The organism is Stenotrophomonas sp. YJH_SMC_69, from assembly GCF_059370495.1.
In genome coordinates this window covers 268622-285848 of sequence record NZ_JCAFTS010000002.1, presented here as the reverse complement: position 1 = coordinate 285848, position 17227 = coordinate 268622, and the positions used below count along the sequence as shown (strand labels likewise).

The 17227-nt window shown below is 65.8% G+C and carries 15 protein-coding genes and 1 pseudogene; 6 read left to right on the top strand and 10 right to left on the bottom strand.

Features of this window, described 5'->3' with window-relative positions:
* Positions 1-11: 11 nt before the first annotated feature.
* Complete coding sequence (locus AC5P8F_RS04480) at positions 12-641, top strand: TetR/AcrR family transcriptional regulator (protein ID WP_046432686.1); 630 nt, start codon at positions 12-14, stop codon at positions 639-641.
* Positions 642-656: 15 nt separating this feature from the next.
* On the opposite strand, the gene AC5P8F_RS04475 is transcribed toward AC5P8F_RS04480, so the two are convergent.
* From AC5P8F_RS04475 to AC5P8F_RS04465, 3 genes are all read right to left on the bottom strand, one after another.
* Complete coding sequence (locus tag AC5P8F_RS04475; RefSeq protein WP_032958352.1) at positions 657-1007, bottom strand: VOC family protein; 351 nt, start codon at positions 1005-1007, stop codon at positions 657-659.
* 104 nt (positions 1008-1111) lie between these two features.
* Positions 1112-1312, bottom strand: a complete 201-nt coding sequence (locus AC5P8F_RS04470) for a hypothetical protein (RefSeq protein ID WP_032958391.1) — start codon at positions 1310-1312, stop codon at positions 1112-1114.
* 91 nt (positions 1313-1403) lie between these two features.
* Entirely contained in the window at positions 1404-1817 is a 414-nt protein-coding gene (locus AC5P8F_RS04465; protein ID WP_049439235.1) for an SLOG cluster 4 domain-containing protein, read from the bottom strand.
* 174 nt (positions 1818-1991) lie between these two features.
* Between AC5P8F_RS04465 and AC5P8F_RS04460 the strand changes: the two genes are divergently transcribed.
* Positions 1992-5342, top strand: coding sequence for an autotransporter domain-containing protein (locus tag AC5P8F_RS04460; RefSeq protein ID WP_495227641.1), 3351 nt, complete (start codon positions 1992-1994; stop codon positions 5340-5342).
* Positions 5343-5421: 79 nt separating this feature from the next.
* Here the strand turns inward: AC5P8F_RS04460 and AC5P8F_RS04455 are convergent, their stop codons facing one another.
* The 5 genes from AC5P8F_RS04455 to lanKC are packed head-to-tail and all read right to left on the bottom strand — an operon-like array spanning position 5422 to position 13119.
* Entirely contained in the window at positions 5422-6117 is a 696-nt protein-coding gene (locus AC5P8F_RS04455; protein WP_032958346.1) for an ABC transporter ATP-binding protein, read from the bottom strand.
* 53 nt (positions 6118-6170) lie between these two features.
* Positions 6171-7385: an FtsX-like permease family protein gene (locus AC5P8F_RS04450; RefSeq protein WP_032958343.1), complete on the bottom strand. Its 1215-nt coding sequence runs from the start codon at positions 7383-7385 to the stop codon at positions 6171-6173.
* 10 nt (positions 7386-7395) lie between these two features.
* A complete protein-coding gene (locus AC5P8F_RS04445; protein ID WP_049439340.1) occupies positions 7396-8721 on the bottom strand; it encodes an ABC transporter permease in 1326 nt (441 codons plus the stop codon).
* 37 nt (positions 8722-8758) lie between these two features.
* Positions 8759-10402: an ABC transporter transmembrane domain-containing protein gene (locus AC5P8F_RS04440; protein WP_014648531.1), complete on the bottom strand. Its 1644-nt coding sequence runs from the start codon at positions 10400-10402 to the stop codon at positions 8759-8761.
* On the bottom strand, positions 10399-13119 hold the full coding sequence (lanKC, locus tag AC5P8F_RS04435; RefSeq protein ID WP_414611763.1) for a class III lanthionine synthetase LanKC: 2721 nt from the start codon (positions 13117-13119) through the stop codon (positions 10399-10401). Before lanKC ends, AC5P8F_RS04440 begins: the two co-directional genes overlap by 4 nt.
* Before the next feature lie 450 nt (positions 13120-13569).
* Between lanKC and AC5P8F_RS04430 the strand changes: the two genes are divergently transcribed.
* The gene (locus AC5P8F_RS04430; RefSeq protein ID WP_014038605.1) at positions 13570-13671 is read left to right on the top strand and encodes a class III lanthipeptide; all 102 of its coding nucleotides are present in this window, start codon (positions 13570-13572) and stop codon (positions 13669-13671) included.
* A 313-nt stretch (positions 13672-13984) separates the two neighbouring features.
* Entirely contained in the window at positions 13985-14656 is a 672-nt protein-coding gene (locus tag AC5P8F_RS04425; RefSeq protein WP_032958333.1) for a response regulator transcription factor, read from the top strand.
* 91 nt (positions 14657-14747) lie between these two features.
* On the opposite strand, the gene AC5P8F_RS04420 is transcribed toward AC5P8F_RS04425, so the two are convergent.
* Positions 14748-15200, bottom strand: coding sequence for a PA2169 family four-helix-bundle protein (locus AC5P8F_RS04420; RefSeq protein ID WP_014648535.1), 453 nt, complete (start codon positions 15198-15200; stop codon positions 14748-14750).
* A 453-nt stretch (positions 15201-15653) separates the two neighbouring features.
* Complete coding sequence (locus tag AC5P8F_RS04415) at positions 15654-15848, bottom strand: DMT family transporter (protein ID WP_262224630.1); 195 nt, start codon at positions 15846-15848, stop codon at positions 15654-15656.
* A 164-nt stretch (positions 15849-16012) separates the two neighbouring features.
* On the opposite strand from AC5P8F_RS04415, the pseudogene AC5P8F_RS04410 reads away from it, so the two are divergent.
* A pseudogene (locus tag AC5P8F_RS04410) lies at positions 16013-16282 on the top strand (helix-turn-helix domain-containing protein); the annotation flags it as partial.
* Positions 16283-16368: 86 nt separating this feature from the next.
* Entirely contained in the window at positions 16369-17010 is a 642-nt protein-coding gene (locus AC5P8F_RS04405) for a glutathione S-transferase family protein (protein ID WP_495227640.1), read from the top strand.
* Positions 17011-17227 lie beyond the last annotated feature (217 nt).

The following is a 17227-nucleotide window of genomic DNA, read 5'->3' as shown; positions in this document are numbered from 1 at the left end:
GACCCCGCCCCATGCAGATTCCCGCAGTCGCCAGGCCCCGCACCAAACCCGCTGAAACCCGCCAGGAAGAGCTGATGGACGCCGCGCAGGCGCTGTTCCTGTCACAGGGCGTGGAAGCGACCACCATCAGTGACATCGTGGCCGCCGCCGACGTGGCCAAGGGCACGTTCTATACCTACTTCGCCTCGCGCACCGAGATCCTGCAGGCGCTGGCGCAGCGCTACACGCTGCAGTTCATGGCCGAGGTCGACCATGCCGTTCAGCAGCAGCCTGCCCACGATGGCGTGGCGCGACTGTGCGCCTGGATCCGCGCCAACATCGAGACCTATGTGCGCACGCACGCACTGCACGACGTCGTCTACGCCAACCATCACCACCACCAGCGCGGCAATGCCGAGCGCAACGCCATCCAGCAGCAGCTGCTCGACATCCTCGAGGCGGGCACCCGTGCAGGCCTGTGGCAGCTGCCGGCACCGCAGATCACGGCCTCGCTGATCTATGCCGGCGTACATGGCGCCACCGATGACCTGATCGCTGCGCCCACGCAGGACGCCGACACCTTCATTGCGGCGGTGGTGGCCGATTGCCTGCGCATGGTCGGCGTGTCGCCGGCGCCGAAGCGTGGCGGCACCCGTCGCTGAAGCGCCCGCCGTCGCTCAGGCGTGGGCGAGGATGTTCAACAGCCGGCCGAACGGGTCGCGGACGAAGAAGCGCCGCACGCCCCAGGGCTCGTCGGCCGGCCCATAGTCCAGCGCGATGCCAGCCGCGTGCATGCGTTCCAGCACCTCCTGCAGGTTGTCCACTTCGATAGACAGGTCCGGCACCGGTGCGCCGGAACCCCCTTCGCTGGCGAAGCTGACCTGCGCCAGCGCACTGCCCTGCCCGCCATGGGTGACGATCCAGCCATGGTCCATCACCACCGGCATGCCGAGCAGCTCGCCATAGAATGCAGCGGCGCGGGCGGGATCAGACGTGGCGATGTTGGCGACGACACGCATGACGGCCATGTTCCACTCCACCAGGAAGAATGCGCCGAGAGTGCCCGACCCTGCGCACAAACAGAAGAGCCCCGTCATGGACGGGGCCCGTCATCAGCCGATCATGGCTGGGCTTACACCGCGCCGCAGCGCTCCATGACGCATCGATCGTATTCGTACTGGCATTCCATGGCATCACCCCCACCGGCTACACACGCCTGGTAGGCCTTCCAGCAGGGAAAATCGCAGGGCTGGACCGGTCCGGCCACGGCCACCGACCCACTGCAGGCCAACGCGAACACAGCACCGGCGATCACTTTCCTGAAAGTACGCATCGACATCACTCCTTGATAAGCCTGGTGAGCCCAGGCCGGGCCACCTTAGCGCTGCACCCGGGACGTTGGGTGAAGGCGGATGCGGCTGGACTCAGTGTTGCAGCATTCCCAGGACACGCAGTTGCCCGGCCAGCTCATCACTGTTGCGCCACGGCAGGATCGGCGAATTGCCGCGCTCGTCCGGCGGGGTGTCCGGCAGCGCGTCGGACCCGCCACCTGCCCCTGCAAGCGGCAGCAGCGGCCGCTTGTGCAGCCAAACCTCCGAGATCGTGCAGGCGCGCCCACCGCTGACGATGCAGGCATCACCGGCAAGGGCCATGATCAGGTTGCGCGCATCCCCCATGCCACAGGGCACCACCACCGTGGCCGGCCAGTCGGCCGGCGGCATGCTGCCTTCCGGGATGACGCTGGGCACCTGGCCACCAGCTGCGCGCTCGAACGCGTCGCTGCCAGGATCGGCACCGCCCAATATCGCCAACGGTGGTTTACGGAATGCGGTACGCATGGGCGGTTCCGAAGCCTCGGAAGGAAGGGTCACGGTGCCCTGCCCGCTGGAGCCGCACCATGCACCGATCACAAAACATTAACACGTTCATAAAATTCCCTTCACATTACTGGGGGATATCGCCATGCCTTGGCGTTAACGGCCTTGTTGTCCGTCAACCAAGGAAGTTGTCCGATGAATCACCCGCTGTACGGCCGTTCGTCCCGCTCCCTGTCGCATCGCCCGCTGGCGCTTGCCGTCGCCAGCTCGCTGCTGCTGGCCACCGCACTGCCAGCCATGGCCAGCGAATCACTCGAGGCCTGGCAGCAGCAGCGCCAGCTGCAGGCCGCGTGGGCGCAGCCCGCTGCCAGCACCGCACCTGCAACCACGGCCACGGCAGCCGCCGCCAGCAGCACCGCCGTTCTTGGCAACCCCGGCGATCCGGCCAGCTGGCGCAGCGATGAATTCAACGCCGATTGGGGCCTGGGCGCGATGGGCGCGGACTACGCCTATGCGCGCGGCCTGACTGGCAAGGGCGTACGCCTGGCGCTGTTCGACTCGGGCTCCGCACTGGCGCATCCGGAGTTTGCAGGACGCAATACCTCCAGCATCACCATCGGTGCCGACTGTGCGACGCCGGGCGTGGTCGCAGGGGCCGGCGCCTGCGGGCAGACCCGCGGCGAACAGCCCGGCTACAACTACTACGGACTGGGCGCCGGCGTTCCGGCCTCACTGGCGGCACGCCTGATCGCCGCCGGCCAGCCCTACGGCTTCAGCTACGCCGATCACGGCACGCATGTGCTTGGCACCATCGGCGCCAACCGCAATGGCACCGGCATGCATGGCGTGGCCTTTGATGCGGATCTCACTGCCGCCCGCGTGTTCGGTGACACCTACTACGAGTGGCGCCTGGACCCGGACAGGTTCTATCGTCCGCGCGCGGTGTACCGCACCGATCCGGATGATGCCGCCACGCTGGACATGTATGCGCAGATCCAGGCGCAGGGTGTACGCGCCATCAATCACAGCTGGGGCATTTCCACGCGCAACATGACCGCCGCCGCGCTGGACCAGCAGTACGCCAGCATTGGTGCCGACTACGGCGTGTACGGCAGCATCTACGCCAACAACGGCAATGCCCCGGGCTCCACTCTCATCCAGGTGTGGTCGGCTGGCAACGGCAGCGGTGCGGTTGCCGGCATCACCGCCTCGATGCCGCGCTGGAAGCCCGAACTGGAACCGTACTGGCTGACGGTCGCCAATGTCCGCCGGCCCGACGCCGCCGCAGGTGAAACCGACTACGTGATCGATGGCAGTTCCAGCATCTGCGGGGTTGCCGCCAACTGGTGCATCTCGGCCCCCGGTACCGATATCGTCAGCACCATCGTCTCCGGTGATATCCAGGGCCGCATCGAGAACACCTCCGCCTACGTGCGGCTGATCATCGACAGCGAGAACACCAACTACGTCTACGGCACCAAGACCGGCACGTCGATGGCCGCCCCCCATATCACCGGCGCCCTCGGCCTGCTGATGGAGCGCTTCCCGTACCTGGACAACGCCCAGGTCCGCGACGTGCTGTTGACCACCGCACGCGATCTCGGCGCGCCAGGCATCGATGCAATCTACGGCTGGGGCATGGTCGACCTGCGCAAGGCCATCGAGGGCTATGGCTCGCTGCGCGTGGACACCAACGTGGTGATGAACCAGAGGGCCGGCGGCCTGAAGGTCTGGGAAGGCGATGCGTGGGACAACTGGACCAACGACATCGGCGGCCCCGGCAAGCTGACCAAATCCGGTATCGGTTGGCTGCGCCTGAGCGGCAACAACAGCTTCAACGGCGCCGTGGTGCAGGACGGCATGCTGGAGTTGAACGGCGCCAACACGCTCACCTCGGCGGTCGAGGTCCAGGGTGGCCGGCTGCTGCTCAACGGCAGGCTGGTCTCCACCGCCCTGACCACCACCGGTGGCGTCAGCACGGTCAGCACCAGCGGCGTGCTGGATAACAGCAACCTGGTGGTCAACGGCGGCGTGGTGTCCTTCAACGGCACGCAGGCCGGTGGCACCACCACGGTCGGCGCCAATGGCCTGCTGAAGGGCGTCGGCACGCTCGGCAACACCCGCGTGGACGGCATCATCGCGCCGGGCAACTCGATCGGCACGCTGACCATCAACGGCAACTACGTGCAGGGCGCCACCGGCGTGTATGCGGCGGAGCTGGCACCGGGTAGTCGCAGTGACCAGCTGCACGTGACCGGCACCGCCACCCTCGGCGGCACCCTGGTCGCCCTGCCGGAACCGGGCGTGTATTACCTCGGCGAACAGTTCAACGTCCTGCGTGCCGACGGTGGCATCAGCGGCCAGTTCGCCAAGACCGACTTCAGTGCGTTCTCGCCCTTCCTGCAGTTCAGCCTGGCCTACGGTGCCAATGGCACGCGCATCGACGTTGCCCGTGGCGCTTCGCTGGCCACGGCTGCCAACACGCCCAACCAGCGTGCGGTGGCGGCCGCCGCCGACCTGCTGCCGATCGCCCAGGGCCTGCCCAAGCCGCTGACCCAGCTGTTCCCGCAGCAGGTCGGTGGCGTGCTCGATGGCCTCAGCGGCGAGCTGCATCCGGCCACGGCCATCGCCCTGGTCGAGGGCAGCCGCTACGTGCGCGATGCCGCGTTGTCACGCCGGGCCGGCGCCGCCGCACCCGGCAGCGACGTGGGTGATGCGACGGGTGCATGGGTGCAGGCCATCGGTGGCAACAGCAGGCTGGACGGTGACTTCAACACTGCCCGCACCGAGGCCAACAGCAACGGCCTGCTGGTCGGCATCGACCGCGAGTTCTCCGGCTGGCAGGTCGGCGTGCTGGCCGGTACCGGCCGTACCGACGTCAAGCAGCAGGACCGCCGCGCCAAGTCGAAGATCGACAACACGCACTTCGGTGCCTATGCCAGCCACACCTGGGGCGGCTTCGGCCTGCGCGGTGGTGTGGCGTGGAGCAAGCACGAGGTGAAGAGCACGCGTGAAGTCGCCTTCGCAGGTTTCAGTGACAGCCTGAGCGCGCGTTACGACGCCCGCACCCGCCAAGCCTTCATCGAAGCTGGTTATCGCTTCGGTGGCCCCGAAGCCGGGCTAGAGCCGTACCTGCAGGTGGCGCGCGTGGAAGTGGACCTCAAGCGCATCAGCGAACGCGGTGGAGCAGCGGCGCTGCAGGGCAAGGTGGACGACACCGGAACCACGATCGCCACCGTCGGCGTGCGCTTCGACAAGGGGCTGAAGGCTTCGTTCCAGCAGGACAGCTGGCTGCACCTGCGCGGGGGCGTCGGCTATCGTCGTGCCTCGGGGGATCGCAGCCAGGTCGCCAACCTTGCGTTTGCCAATGGCAGCTCCACGTTCGCGGTCAACGGCGCGCCGATCGCCGACAACGCGGTGGTGGCCGAACTGGGCCTGTCGGCGTGGCTCACCTCGCGCCAGCAGCTGGAGCTGGGTTACAGCGGCCAGTTCGGCAGCGAGAGCCGTGACCATGGTGCGAATGCACGCTGGTCCGTGCGTTTCTGATCTGTGCCTGCAGTGCGATGAAAACAGGAGGGGCGGCCGATCGGCCGCCCCTTCTGCTTGCAGGTGATTCCCTTTCAGCTCAGGCGCACAGCGCCTGCATGGCCTGCGCTGTGACCTCGACGATCTGCCCATCCACGATGTGGACGCTGCGACCCGCGCACGCCGCCAGCTCCTTGTCATGCGTCACCATGATGATGGTCATGCCGCCCTGGTTGAGCTCACGCAGAATCTCCATGACCCCTTGCGACATCTGCGAGTCCAGGTTTCCGGTCGGCTCGTCAGCCAGCAGCAGGGCCGGCGTACCCGCGATGGCGCGGGCGATCGCCACGCGCTGCTGCTGCCCGCCCGACAGTTCGCCGGGATAGTGCGACATGCGGCTGCCCAGTCCGACCTGGGCCAGTGCCGAGACCACACGCTGCCTGCATTCGGCTGCCGCCATGCCACGGTAGCGCAGGGGCACCTCCACATTGGCCTGGATGGTCAGATCCGGAATCAGGTTGAACGCCTGGAACACGAAGCCGATCTTCTCGTTGCGCAGCGCGCTGAGCGCCGCGTCGCGCATGCCGCCAACATCCACGCCACCGATCGCGTAGTGGCCGCCGGAAAAGCCCTCGAGCAGACCGAGGATGTTCAGCAGTGTGGACTTGCCGGAGCCGGAAGGGCCGGTAATCGACAGGAAATCGCCCTCCTGCACCGACAGGTCGATGGAGCGCAATGCATGGGTCATGACTTCACCCACCTGGAACACTTTGCTGACGCCTTGCATCCTGAGCATGGGAATTCTCGCTTGCAGATGGAAGCAGCGACCGGCCAAGGCCGCTGCGGGACTCACAACGAACGGATGGCCGACACCGGCGCGATGGCCGCGGCACGCAGCGCCGGCAGCAGTACCGCCGCCTGGCCCAGCAGCAGCAGGATCACCGCACTCACCGGCAGGTACAGCAGTGGCAGGCGCGGCAGTTCGTAGAAGCGCATCAGGGTCAGGTTCATCGCGTAGGCCAGCAGAGCCCCGGCCGCGATGCCGATGGAGACAATCAGCAGGTTCTCGATCTGGAAATAGCGCATCACATCGGTGCGCGTGGCCCCCAGCGCGCGGCGGATGCCGATCTGCTTGCGACGTTGCTCCACCCAGTAACTGGCCAGTCCGACAATGCCCAGGGCAGTGGCAGCCAGCAGTGCGATGATGACACCGCCCAGCAGCCCCATCATGACCCGGTCACCTTCGAAATGCCGCTCGCGCAGTTCGGAGATCCGCCGGCTGCCCTCGACATCGAACACCACGTCCGGCGCGACACGGCGGATTGCCTGCTGCGCATCGCGCATTACGCGGTTCATGTCGCCGGCCTCGGCGCGCACCAGATAGCGGCCGGTCAGGCGCGGCCCCTGCGATGCGGGCACGATCACCGACCAGTCCGAGCCCTTGGCTTCACCGCGGCCGGGGCGGGATACGGCCATGTGCTCGACCACGCCGATCACCCGCAGCCGGGTGTCCATCGCCCACAGGCTCTTGCCCACGGCGTTTTCGCCTGGCCAGTAGCGTTGGGCCAGCTCCTGGGTGACCAGCGCCGGGGGATTGGCCGGCACCAGTTCATCGGTCGGTGCGAACTCGTCCGCACCGGGCATGCGCCCCCCCACCAGGTGCAACTGCAGCGCGTCCAGGGCCACGGCATCGGCCAGGTAGAAATCCAGAACACCGCCGGGCACCTGCTGGTCCTCGTCCAGGTTGACGCCGGCGCGTATGCCCGGGCTGCCGAACGGCATGGCACTGACCAGCCCGGCCGCCGTCACGCCGCTCAGCCCCCGCAATGCACCAACGACCCGCGCGTTGACATCGTTGGCGCGCTCGGCATCGATGCCGTCGAGCTGGATCACCCCCAGCCGTGACTCGTCCAGGCCACTGACCAGCTGCATTGCAGCGTTCCGCTCGATCATCAGGAAGATCGCGTTGCACAGCACGGCGCAGGCCAATGCGATCTCCATCGCGATGAGGAAGGTCGCCAGGCGGTGCCGGCGCAGGGCCGAAAGTACGATGCCGATCTGCATGGTGGTTCCTCTACAGAAGCTTCAGTTGGGCGATGGGCTGGACCGCACTGGCACGGATCGCGGGAATCAGGCTCGCCAGCAGGCTGGCCAGCACCGACAGCGCCAGGGTGAACAGCAGCATGGTGGTATCAAGCCGCGCCAGGTCCGCATAGGCCACCGGCTGGCTGCGCACCGCGCTCAGGCCGAGCCAGGTCAGCAACAGGCCCAGCGTGCCACCCAGTGCCCCCACCAGCGCGGCCTCGACCACGCACTGCAGGAAGATCGCCGCGCGGCTTGCGCCCAGTGCGCGACGCAAGCCGATCTCGCCGCTGTAGCGCAGGAACTTCGCCAGCAGCAGACCGACCACATTGGCAATGCAGATCCCGAGGAAGGCGAAGGCCAGGATGGCCTGCAGCTTCACGTCGCTGGGTACCACCTGGTTGAAGTCGAGCCACTGCATCAATGAGCGCAGCCGCGTGTTGTCGGCGTGGCTGATCCGGCCCAGGGCCTTCTGCTCAGCGGCATAGTTCTGCAGGAACCGCTGATAGGCGGCCACCTTGGCGGCGCTGTCCAGCTTGACCCACAGGTGTACCCAGACACACGGCGCGGTCTGCAGCCGGCCGCGCTCCTCCGGCGTGGACCAGCAGGTGAACGGCACGAAGTCGCCGTCATTGATCTCCAGGCTGGAGGTCAGCGGCATGAACAGATCGTCGGCCGAGGCGAAGAAGCCCGACGTGTTGCCGCCGCTGAAGCGGCCGCCCCGCACCTTGTAGAACAGCGGCGAGGGTCGCCAGGGCGCGAGCACGCCCACGATGCGCATCGCGGTGTCCTTGACCCGCAGTGTCTGCCCCACACTGTCGCCCCCACCGAACATCTGCTCGTTGAGCTCCGACGAGATCACCACCACACGTGCGCGCGCGTCATCCTCCTCGCGCGACCACCAGCGTCCATGCGCCAGCGGCACCGCGAACATCGTCGCGAAGTCGGTGGTGGTGGAGATCGATGAGCGGATGACCGGTGGCGCGCTGCCCTGATCGGGCCGCAGCTTGACCGGATTGGCAACCACCAGTGTCTGCTGGTCCGCGCGCCCGGACGACCACAGGTCGAAGGCCGAGCGATAGTCCAGCACGTCGTACGGCTCGCGGCCCTTCGAGTTCGGGTTGGCATCCAGCTGGGGGTAGTAGAGGTCACCGCTGCGCCCGGGCAAGGGATCGCCGGACAGCAGGTAGACCACGGTCAAGGTGGTCATGCTGGCTCCAATTCCCACCGCGATGGCCAGCACCATCAGGGCGGTGATGGCCTTGCTCCGCAGTGTATTGTGCAGCGCCACCTGCGCGCAGTAGACCAGTCTGCGCATGCCCGCACCCTTTTCTGCACCCTGTATCGACTTCATGTCATGCCTCTCCCCGGACGTGCACGGGCGTGACCCGTGCCGGTTGCCACATGGACCTGCCAAGTTCGTGTACGTGATCGAATCGGGCGCGGTAGGCCTCGGCGCCGTGCATGATCATCACCAGCATGCGGCCATGGCTGCGTGCGAAGATCGCGTCCATCGCAATCTCGCGGCTGGCCGTATCGAGGTTGGCGACCGGCTCATCAAGAATGTAGAGGTCGGCGTCCTCGCCCAGCACCATCGCCAAGGCGATCTTCTGCTGCTGCCCTGCCGACAGGGTTTCCGGCAGGCTGTCGGCGATCCCGTCGCCGTCCATCCCCAGTCGCGCCAGCAGCACCGGATCGGCGCCGAGGTCGCGCACCTTCAGCGGAGGGAACTGCAGAGGAAGCGTGATGGCGCGGATACGCGCCGGTCGCAGCAGCTGGCCGGCGACGGGCTGGAAGTACCCGGCCAGGACGTTGGCCAGGGTCGTCTTGCCGCTGCCATTGTCGCCAATCACCAGTGCACGTTCACCGGGTGAAAGGGCCAGGGTGAAATCCGAAAACACGGGAGTGGCGCCGTACCCGTAGCCGATCGACGTCGCCAGCAGACCACCCTCGATGTGCGTGGCCGACGCCGCGGCTGCCGGCGCGGTCATGAACTCCGCCACCCGCACCACCACCACACCGTGGCTGTGCATCTCGGCAATGTTCTTGAAGATGCCGATGAGCGTCGTGGCTGAGCGCCAGAAGGCGTTCATGAAGGCGATGAACGAACCCAGTGTCATCTGTTGGCGGAACACGAACAGTGCGCCGACGAAGATCGAGCAGACATCCGAGATCACCATCGTCAGGTCGCTCGCACCCTGCAGGGTCCTCACCACCCTGAAGCGCTGGTAGGTCGAATCCAGCACCTCGCGCAGGCTGCGGTCATGGGCCTGCACCGTCCTGGGGCCCAGGCCGAACGTACAGACCATCTTGAAGGCAGACACGGCCCGGGTCAGCAAAGAAACCAGTTCGGCCTCGCGGTCACGCTCCACCACGGTCAGCTCGCGGATGCGTCGGCCGACCAGCACGCTGACCGTGGTGGCGATGGGAATGATGGCCATCAGCACCAGGAACGCACGCCAGGAGATGATCAGCAGGGCTGCGATCAAGGCGACGAATGTCACCGCCTGGGTCAGGGTGGTGCGTGCGACCGACAGCATCGGCACCACGCCATCCTTCACGTCCGAGCGGATCCGCGCCACATAGTAGCCAGCCCCCTTCTGCACCACCTCGTCATAACTGCGGCCATAGTAGGCGGTCAGCAACGAGGTCCCGATCCGCTCCACGATGCGGTTATCCACGCGCTGCTGCCACAGCGCGCAGCTGTAGTTGCCCAGGTTGGTCACCAGGCACAGCAGCAGATATGCACCGGTAAGCAGCAGGAAGCGATTGAAATCCTGCCGGCTGGCGGCCTCGTCGAAGATCGCGCGGATCAGCAGCGGATGCAGCAGCCCGCCCAGTCCGCCGAACATCGCGGTGGTGGCGGCCACCGCAAGGTAGCGCCCGCGGAGGGGGCCGAGCAGGATCGCGAAGCTGGCGAGGATGGCGCGCACACTGTGCCGCTGCGCGGTCTGCTCGCGCTGAAGTGGCTGTCCGGCCGGGTGCGGGCGCGCATTCATGCAACCGCCGCCTGCCCCACCCCGGCTCCGTCCACTTCCCGTACCACCGCGCCATGCACATCGAGTGCATCCAGGAAGAACTCGTCCGGCGCCAGCGTGTCGTACCGATGCAGGGCGCGGATCACTCCGGCGATGCCGGTACCGTGGTCGAAGGAAATGCGGAACAGATTCTCGCCCGGCACCGCCGCCATTCCCTCCTCCTCCTCGAACAGATACAGATCGACGATGCCCTGGTACGGTCGCTCCGCCATCTGCAGGTACCTCGGGTCACCGGAGTAGAGATGGGCGTCGACAAACACATCCAGCATGCCCGACAGGCCATACAACAGGCCGCAGAAGCCGGAATACTTGCGATGGAAGTCATGCACCAGCCGATTCACGTCCTGCCACAGGCCGTAACGGATCGCGACCTTGGCGATGCCCGCAGTCCCCTGCTCCAGATAGGGTTCATAGGTGTTGACCTCTTCCGGTGAGCTGGGGAAGGTGGTCACCCCGGTCTCCAGCTCGAAGCCGTAGGAGAGATCGTGTCGCAGTGCCTGCTCGCCAAGCACGCGCCATGCCGGATCACCACTGAGCTGCGACAGCCTCAGCAGGAACAGCGCCACCCCGGCCTGGCCGTAACCCATGCCGATGCGGACGCCACCTTCGTCCTGCCAGTAGGCACCCCGCTCTCCGTGGTGGACGGTGTCTGCAAGCCGCCGCGCCAGCGACAGCGCCCTGTCGAGATGCCCGGGCAGGCCGGTCGCGTGATGCATGGCCAGGTGCGCCATTCCGATACCCGCCATGCCGTGATACAGCGAGTGATGCGCATGCAACAGGTCACTGCCGTCAGCGCTGTCGAGCAGGCTGCGGGCGAGTTCCACCTCGCCACGCAGCAGCGCCGACCAGGCGATGCCGGCAAGGCCGGTGAGGAACCCCGGCGGTAGCGATGTGCGATCCAGGGCCTGCAGCTCCTGCGCATAGCGCTCCATCACCGCCGGCGACGGCTGATGACCCACCCCATGGAAGGCGTGGATCACACCGGTCGCCCCCAGACCAAGGCTCATCGTGTTGGTGGAGTGCGCGAACGGATCAAGTGGGAACAGCGTCCGCTCCGGCTGCAGCCGGCTGTGTGCATCCATGAACGCGAGCAGCCGCCGGATACACTGGCGCGGCGCCGGTAACGGGCGCTGCGGCGACGAGAACGGCGCCTGCAGGGTCGCCGGCTGCTGCAGCAGCTGTGCGGCCTCTTCCAGGCCGATACGGTCGTCCACCAGCGCCTGGATGACCGCGGCCACTGGCGTGTGCTGCCAGCCGATGTCCTCCATCATCACCGGCAGCACCTTCTGGAACAGGTCGGTACGGATGTAGGCCATGGCCATCAGCGGGAACAGGCAGTAGAACATCACCACCGCGGTCGCATAACGGTCATCCCTGAAACAGCTGGCGCGCTTGCGACCCTTCATGATCCGGCGGAATCCGGGCGTGTGGATGTCGTCCCACTCATCGCTGCCGTCCAGGAACGCGGCCTCCAGATCGATCAGGCGCACACGCATGTCGCTGCGGTCGACCATGATGTTGGACGGCGAGATGTCACCGATCACCACTCCCACCTTGTGTGCGCGGTCGACCGCGCGAAGCAGACCGGTGAAGATGGTCACGCACATCCCGTAGTAGTCACTACCATCGCGTGCGCTGGGACGGGCCTTCATCAGCGGCGAATGCTTGAGCATCAGCTCGCGAAGATCGAATGCATCCAGGCGCTCTTCCACCAGATAGCTGTTTTCCCAATCGGTGAATGCATCCAGGCAGCGCGGCGAGGCGCCCACCGGGCCCAGCAGTTCCAGATTGCGTCGTTCGCGTGCCAGGCGGCTGGTGGCGTCGAGCCCTTCCCCGTGCATTTCCACATGGGGCCGCGCCTCCTTGATGACCACTTCCTCCCCGGTGACCTGATCCAATGCCAGGTAGACCCCGCCCGTGTTGGAGAACCCAAGCGCGGCCTGCACCTGATAGCGGCCCTCCTTCAACGTCATCTCGCCGGGGTCATCCTCGCTGGGGAACGGGTCGGTTTCCCAGGCAGGCACCTCGAAATAGGGATTGCGCAGGTCGGGAACATGGCTGCCGTCGGGCGCGACCAGCATCGGCACCTTCTGGCCGATGAAATCAAGCCGGTACACCTGGCGCATGCCGCCATAGCGGTAATACAGGCAGCGGCAGTCCTTGTAGCGTCGATCGGACAGGATGTACGAGCCATCTTCGTCCTTCAGCGCCCCATGCAGCTGCTCGATGAAGCGCGTGAAGACCGCAAGGTCCAGCGGATAGAGCGTGATGAACTTGCCCGAGCCACCGCGTGGCCAACGCTTGGAGCTCATCATGCGCATCGTGTTCATGTCATTGGCGAACTTGAACTTCACGCGCTCGGCCAGGGCCATCCGGGTGACGGTGCGCAGCACCCGCTGGCAGTTTTCCTGCGTGGCTGAAACGTGGATCTTCCAGCCTTGCGGCGGCAGGTTGCCGGCGACCGGGTCGCCATGCGTCGCCAGGTGCGACCAGACACCGATGCGATGGATCGTCCACGCCATGCCGGCCGCCTCGATCTCCGCTTCAACGATACTGCGGAAATCTTCGCTGGGCCGGTACTGGCTGTAGCTCAATTCGTAGAACCGCTCGTCGCCCCCCACATAGGCGGCCTTGTCCATGTGGCGTGCTTCACGCAGTGATCGTTGACGCGCTGACATCGTCTCTCCCTGGTCGGTTCCACGGCTCATTTGCCCGGTGCACACATCCGCGAACGCCTCGCACATGCGCGATGGATGCATTGCGGGCGCTCCAGCCTGCAGGCATCGCAAAATGCGGAATGCGGATTCCCTGCCTGCTTCATTCGTAAGCACGGCGTGAAATCCGCCGGCTATCGCTGCAATGCAGCCGCCCGGAATGTCCCTGCAGATCGATGATTGCCACCGTACCTTGCCGCTACATTGCGCAGGCGATTCTCATTCCACAATTGACTTGACTCATTCCAATCGGCAATGCCATTTTCCATCCGCCACGTATAGACCGGGGTTCTTCAGCAACTGCAACAGGGCTTTGAGATTGCGTGGTGCAATCGCGCAGTGAATCATTTCATTGCGTAACGCGTGGGAGGCACGCATGCCTCCCGATCCCATGTACGACTAAGGAGAGTTGATATGAATCGCGTCCTGAATCTGCAGCGCCTGATGATCGAAAACCAGCAGGAAAACCTGGGCAACAGCTGCAGCAGCTCCGACAGCAACTGCTGCAACGGCTAAGCCTCTCCGGCTTGCCTGAGGTGGTGGTGCGCGCCCACCACCTCGACATCTGCCACAGCGTGATGCACCGCCACGTGGCAGGTCTCCATACGACGTAGAGATCGCTTGGCAGGCAGCCGTCCGCTGCCCGCGCTGCGCGTCCTGCATCTGCCAATGCCAGGACAGGCATCCCGGGGGGGGGATGATCAGCCAGCTGCAGCACGTGCTGCAGCCGTGACCATTGCTCGGCCCCGCTGCGACCTCACCACCATGACGGACGCTACGCAGTGCGCCTGCACGCCCGCCGGATCCAGCAATCAGGAAAAGACGCAGCATGCGCATCCTCGTGGCCATGGACGACGCCGAACTTGCACAGGCGCTTCGCAACGTACTGCAGAGCCGCAACATGCTGGTGGACCTCGTGGCAACCTGGTCACTGGCCAAGGCCGCGGTACAGGCCGTGGAGTACCGCGCCCTCATTCTCGACCGCTGGCTGCCCGAAGGCGATTCACTGAAGCTGGTGCAGATCGTGCGCGGCTTGCGTACCTGGCTACCCATTCTGCTGTTGGGGCGCCACAACCACGCTGCCGACTGCATCGCTTGCCTGGATGCCGGTGCCGATGACTACCTGCCCACGCCGTTCGAGTTCGACGAACTGGCCGCGCGGCTGCGCGCGATTACCCGGCGCCTCGACGCTGATGCCGGCCACATTCTGAGAATCGGCAATTTCACGTTCGATTTTTCCAACCGCATGGCATTGGTAGGCGGTGCGCCCCTGAGCCTGCCGCGCAGCCAGCTGCTGCTGCTGGAAGCGCTTTGCGCCCGCCAGGGCCGGATCGTCCGCCATGAAGTGCTGAGTGCTGCCGTGCACCTGGCCGGCGCCGACGGCGGTACCACCGTGTTGGATCCGCACGTATCACGCCTGCGCCGTGCCCTGCGCTCGGCCAGTGTCAGCATCGAGTCCAAGCGTGGGCTGGGCTACATGCTGAACGACGACGCGGCCTGATCAAAGGCCATCGGCGCGGGCCGCAAATGCAACAGCCGGGGCGGTAAACCGCCCCGGCTGCCAGTCCCGCTGATTGGGCCGTCCGCTGCGGTCAGGCGGCCTTCATTGCGTGCTTTCGCGCACGCATGACGTTGTGGCACTCCTGCACTTCCGGAAGCAGCTGGGTCACTTCCTGGCGCACGGCCGGCGGCAGCTCGTTGTCCTGCAGCACATCCTTGAACGCGCCCAGCAGGCGGTCCTCGGATTCTTCAAGTTCAGCCACGTAGCCATAGTTGGTGTCACCGAAAGCGGCTCGAACCTTGCCGTAGAACTGCTGCATCGAACCGACCACGGTGCCATGTTCGGCCGGCTTGCCACCGCTGGCGGCCACTGAGCCGCTCAACGCCGCCACGATGCGGCCCTTGACGCCAGCGATGCGGGTGAACAGTGCCGACAGCTCGGCATCCTTGACCTTGGTGGCCGCTTCTTCATAGAACGACTTGCCATCGCGGGCGATTTCGATCAGGTCGTTGAGGCGATGTTCGATGGTGGACTGGGTGCTCATGGCGTCGCTCCTGTGTGCTCGAAAGTCAGTGGAGAATGGCAGTGCATCTGCATTGCCTTCGACCCCACTGTGTGCAATCGCGTGTGCCAACCAGGTGAGCACGAATTGATGCACGCATCACCATGCGGAACACCTGCTGACTTCGTCATTTCAAGCATCGTCGGCTTTCACGGAATCTGAGCGCGTTGCACGCGTTACCACGGTGCGGTGACGATGATCAGAGTGACCAGCAGCGCGATTGCCAGGATCACCAGCAGCACGTGCCATTGCTTCCAGGTGGGTCTCGGCTTTCCAGGCGTATTCATCGATGGGCTCCTGCGCGGGCGGGGAATGGGGTTGCCAGACTGAAGCGCAACGGCATCGCACAATGTCGACGTGAGGTGCACGTTTCGTGCAGACCTTGCTGGAATATCGGGCCGCATCGGCCTTCCGCACCCGTGCCTGGCGGCATATTCAGCAAGTACCACACCCGACACCGCCAGCAGGCTGCCACCCAGCACCCCATCCGCTGAGTGACTCACCCAGCAGCAGCACCGCCAGTGCGGTGGTCACGATCGGCACCAGGCTGAAGAATCCCGAAACGCGCGCCGCGCCCAACCGCGAAAGACCGGTCATCCAGCTGAGGGGCGCAAGGATCGATGCACACACCGCAGCGAAACCGAAACAGCCCACCGCGGTCAGGTTGTTCACTCCGGCAGCTGCACCGGCAGCAGGATCAGCGACGTCGCCGTGGCCTGCAGGAACAGTGACTCCAGCACCGTCAGCGGAATCTTCCGGCGCTGCATCAGCACGATGCAGGCGGCAAATGCACGGCCGAATCCGTGGCCGAGATCGCGCAGCGGCCTCACATGAGCGTGCGCACGCTGGAGCGCATGGCGCGCAGTGAACTGGGCATGTCACTCGGCGGCCGGCGTGGGCGTGTGAAGTTCGTGCGCGCCACCGAGGCGCTGTGCACACGCAAGCCGATCAGCCGCATCGCCGGGGAGCTGGGCTATTCAGGCGTCAGCGCGTTTGCCGAAATGTTCAAGCGGCACGCGCAGTGCACGCCCGATCAGTATCGGGAGCAGCATCGGGCCGGGTGAAGGCCCGCATCGAGGGCTGTCGATTTCCCGCCCCGTCGCTCGTCGGAACAGGAAAGGCAGGCCCATCGGCCTGCAGGAGCGCTCCAATGCCACCGATCCTCACCGCCTTCGCCACCTCCCCCGACCGCGGCCAGGGCCTGGCCCGTGACATGCGCGTGCGCTGGGCGCTGGAGGAACTGGCCGTGGCCTATGACGTACAACTGCTCAGCTTCGCCGAGCTGAAGCAGCCCGCGCACCTGGCACGGAATCCGTTCGGGCAGATTCCCACGTGGCAGGAGGGCGACCGGACCCTGTTCGAATCCGGCGCCATCGCCCTGCACCTGGCCGAACAGCACCCCGGCCTGCTGCCGCGCGATCCGGACGCCCGCATGCGCGCGATCATGTGGGTGTTCGCTGCGCTGAACACGGTGGAGCCCCCCATCGTCGAGCGCTCCATGGCCTGGGTGCTTGAGCGCGAGCAACCCTGGTACGCGCAACGGCTGCCAATGCTCGATGAGCGGGTCCGGACGCGGCTGGCCCAACTATCGACGTGGTTGGCCAGGACAACGTGGCTGGACGGCGAATTCAGCGTGGGCGACCTGATGATGGTCTCGGTGCTGCTGCGCCTGAAGAGCAGCGGCCTGCTCGACGAGTACCCACAGGTCGCCACCTATGTGGCCCGGGCCACGCAGCGGCCCGCCTACCAGCGTGCGTTTGCTGCGCAGCTGGCGGTTTTCCAGGAGGCCTAGCGCTGCGCCTCCTCCCAGGCAACAAGGGGCCAGCAGTCACGCAGGCCCCATGCGTTACTTCAATCGACGCGATCTCCAGTTCAGGTAACCCCGCCAGCCAAAGGGAGCACTAAAAAGCGCAACCGCACCGCACGCCAGCAGGCCGTTGAACATCCAAGGGGTCAGCTCCGGGGAACCTGCCGACATGGATGGAAACACGAACCCGCATAGCAGTGCT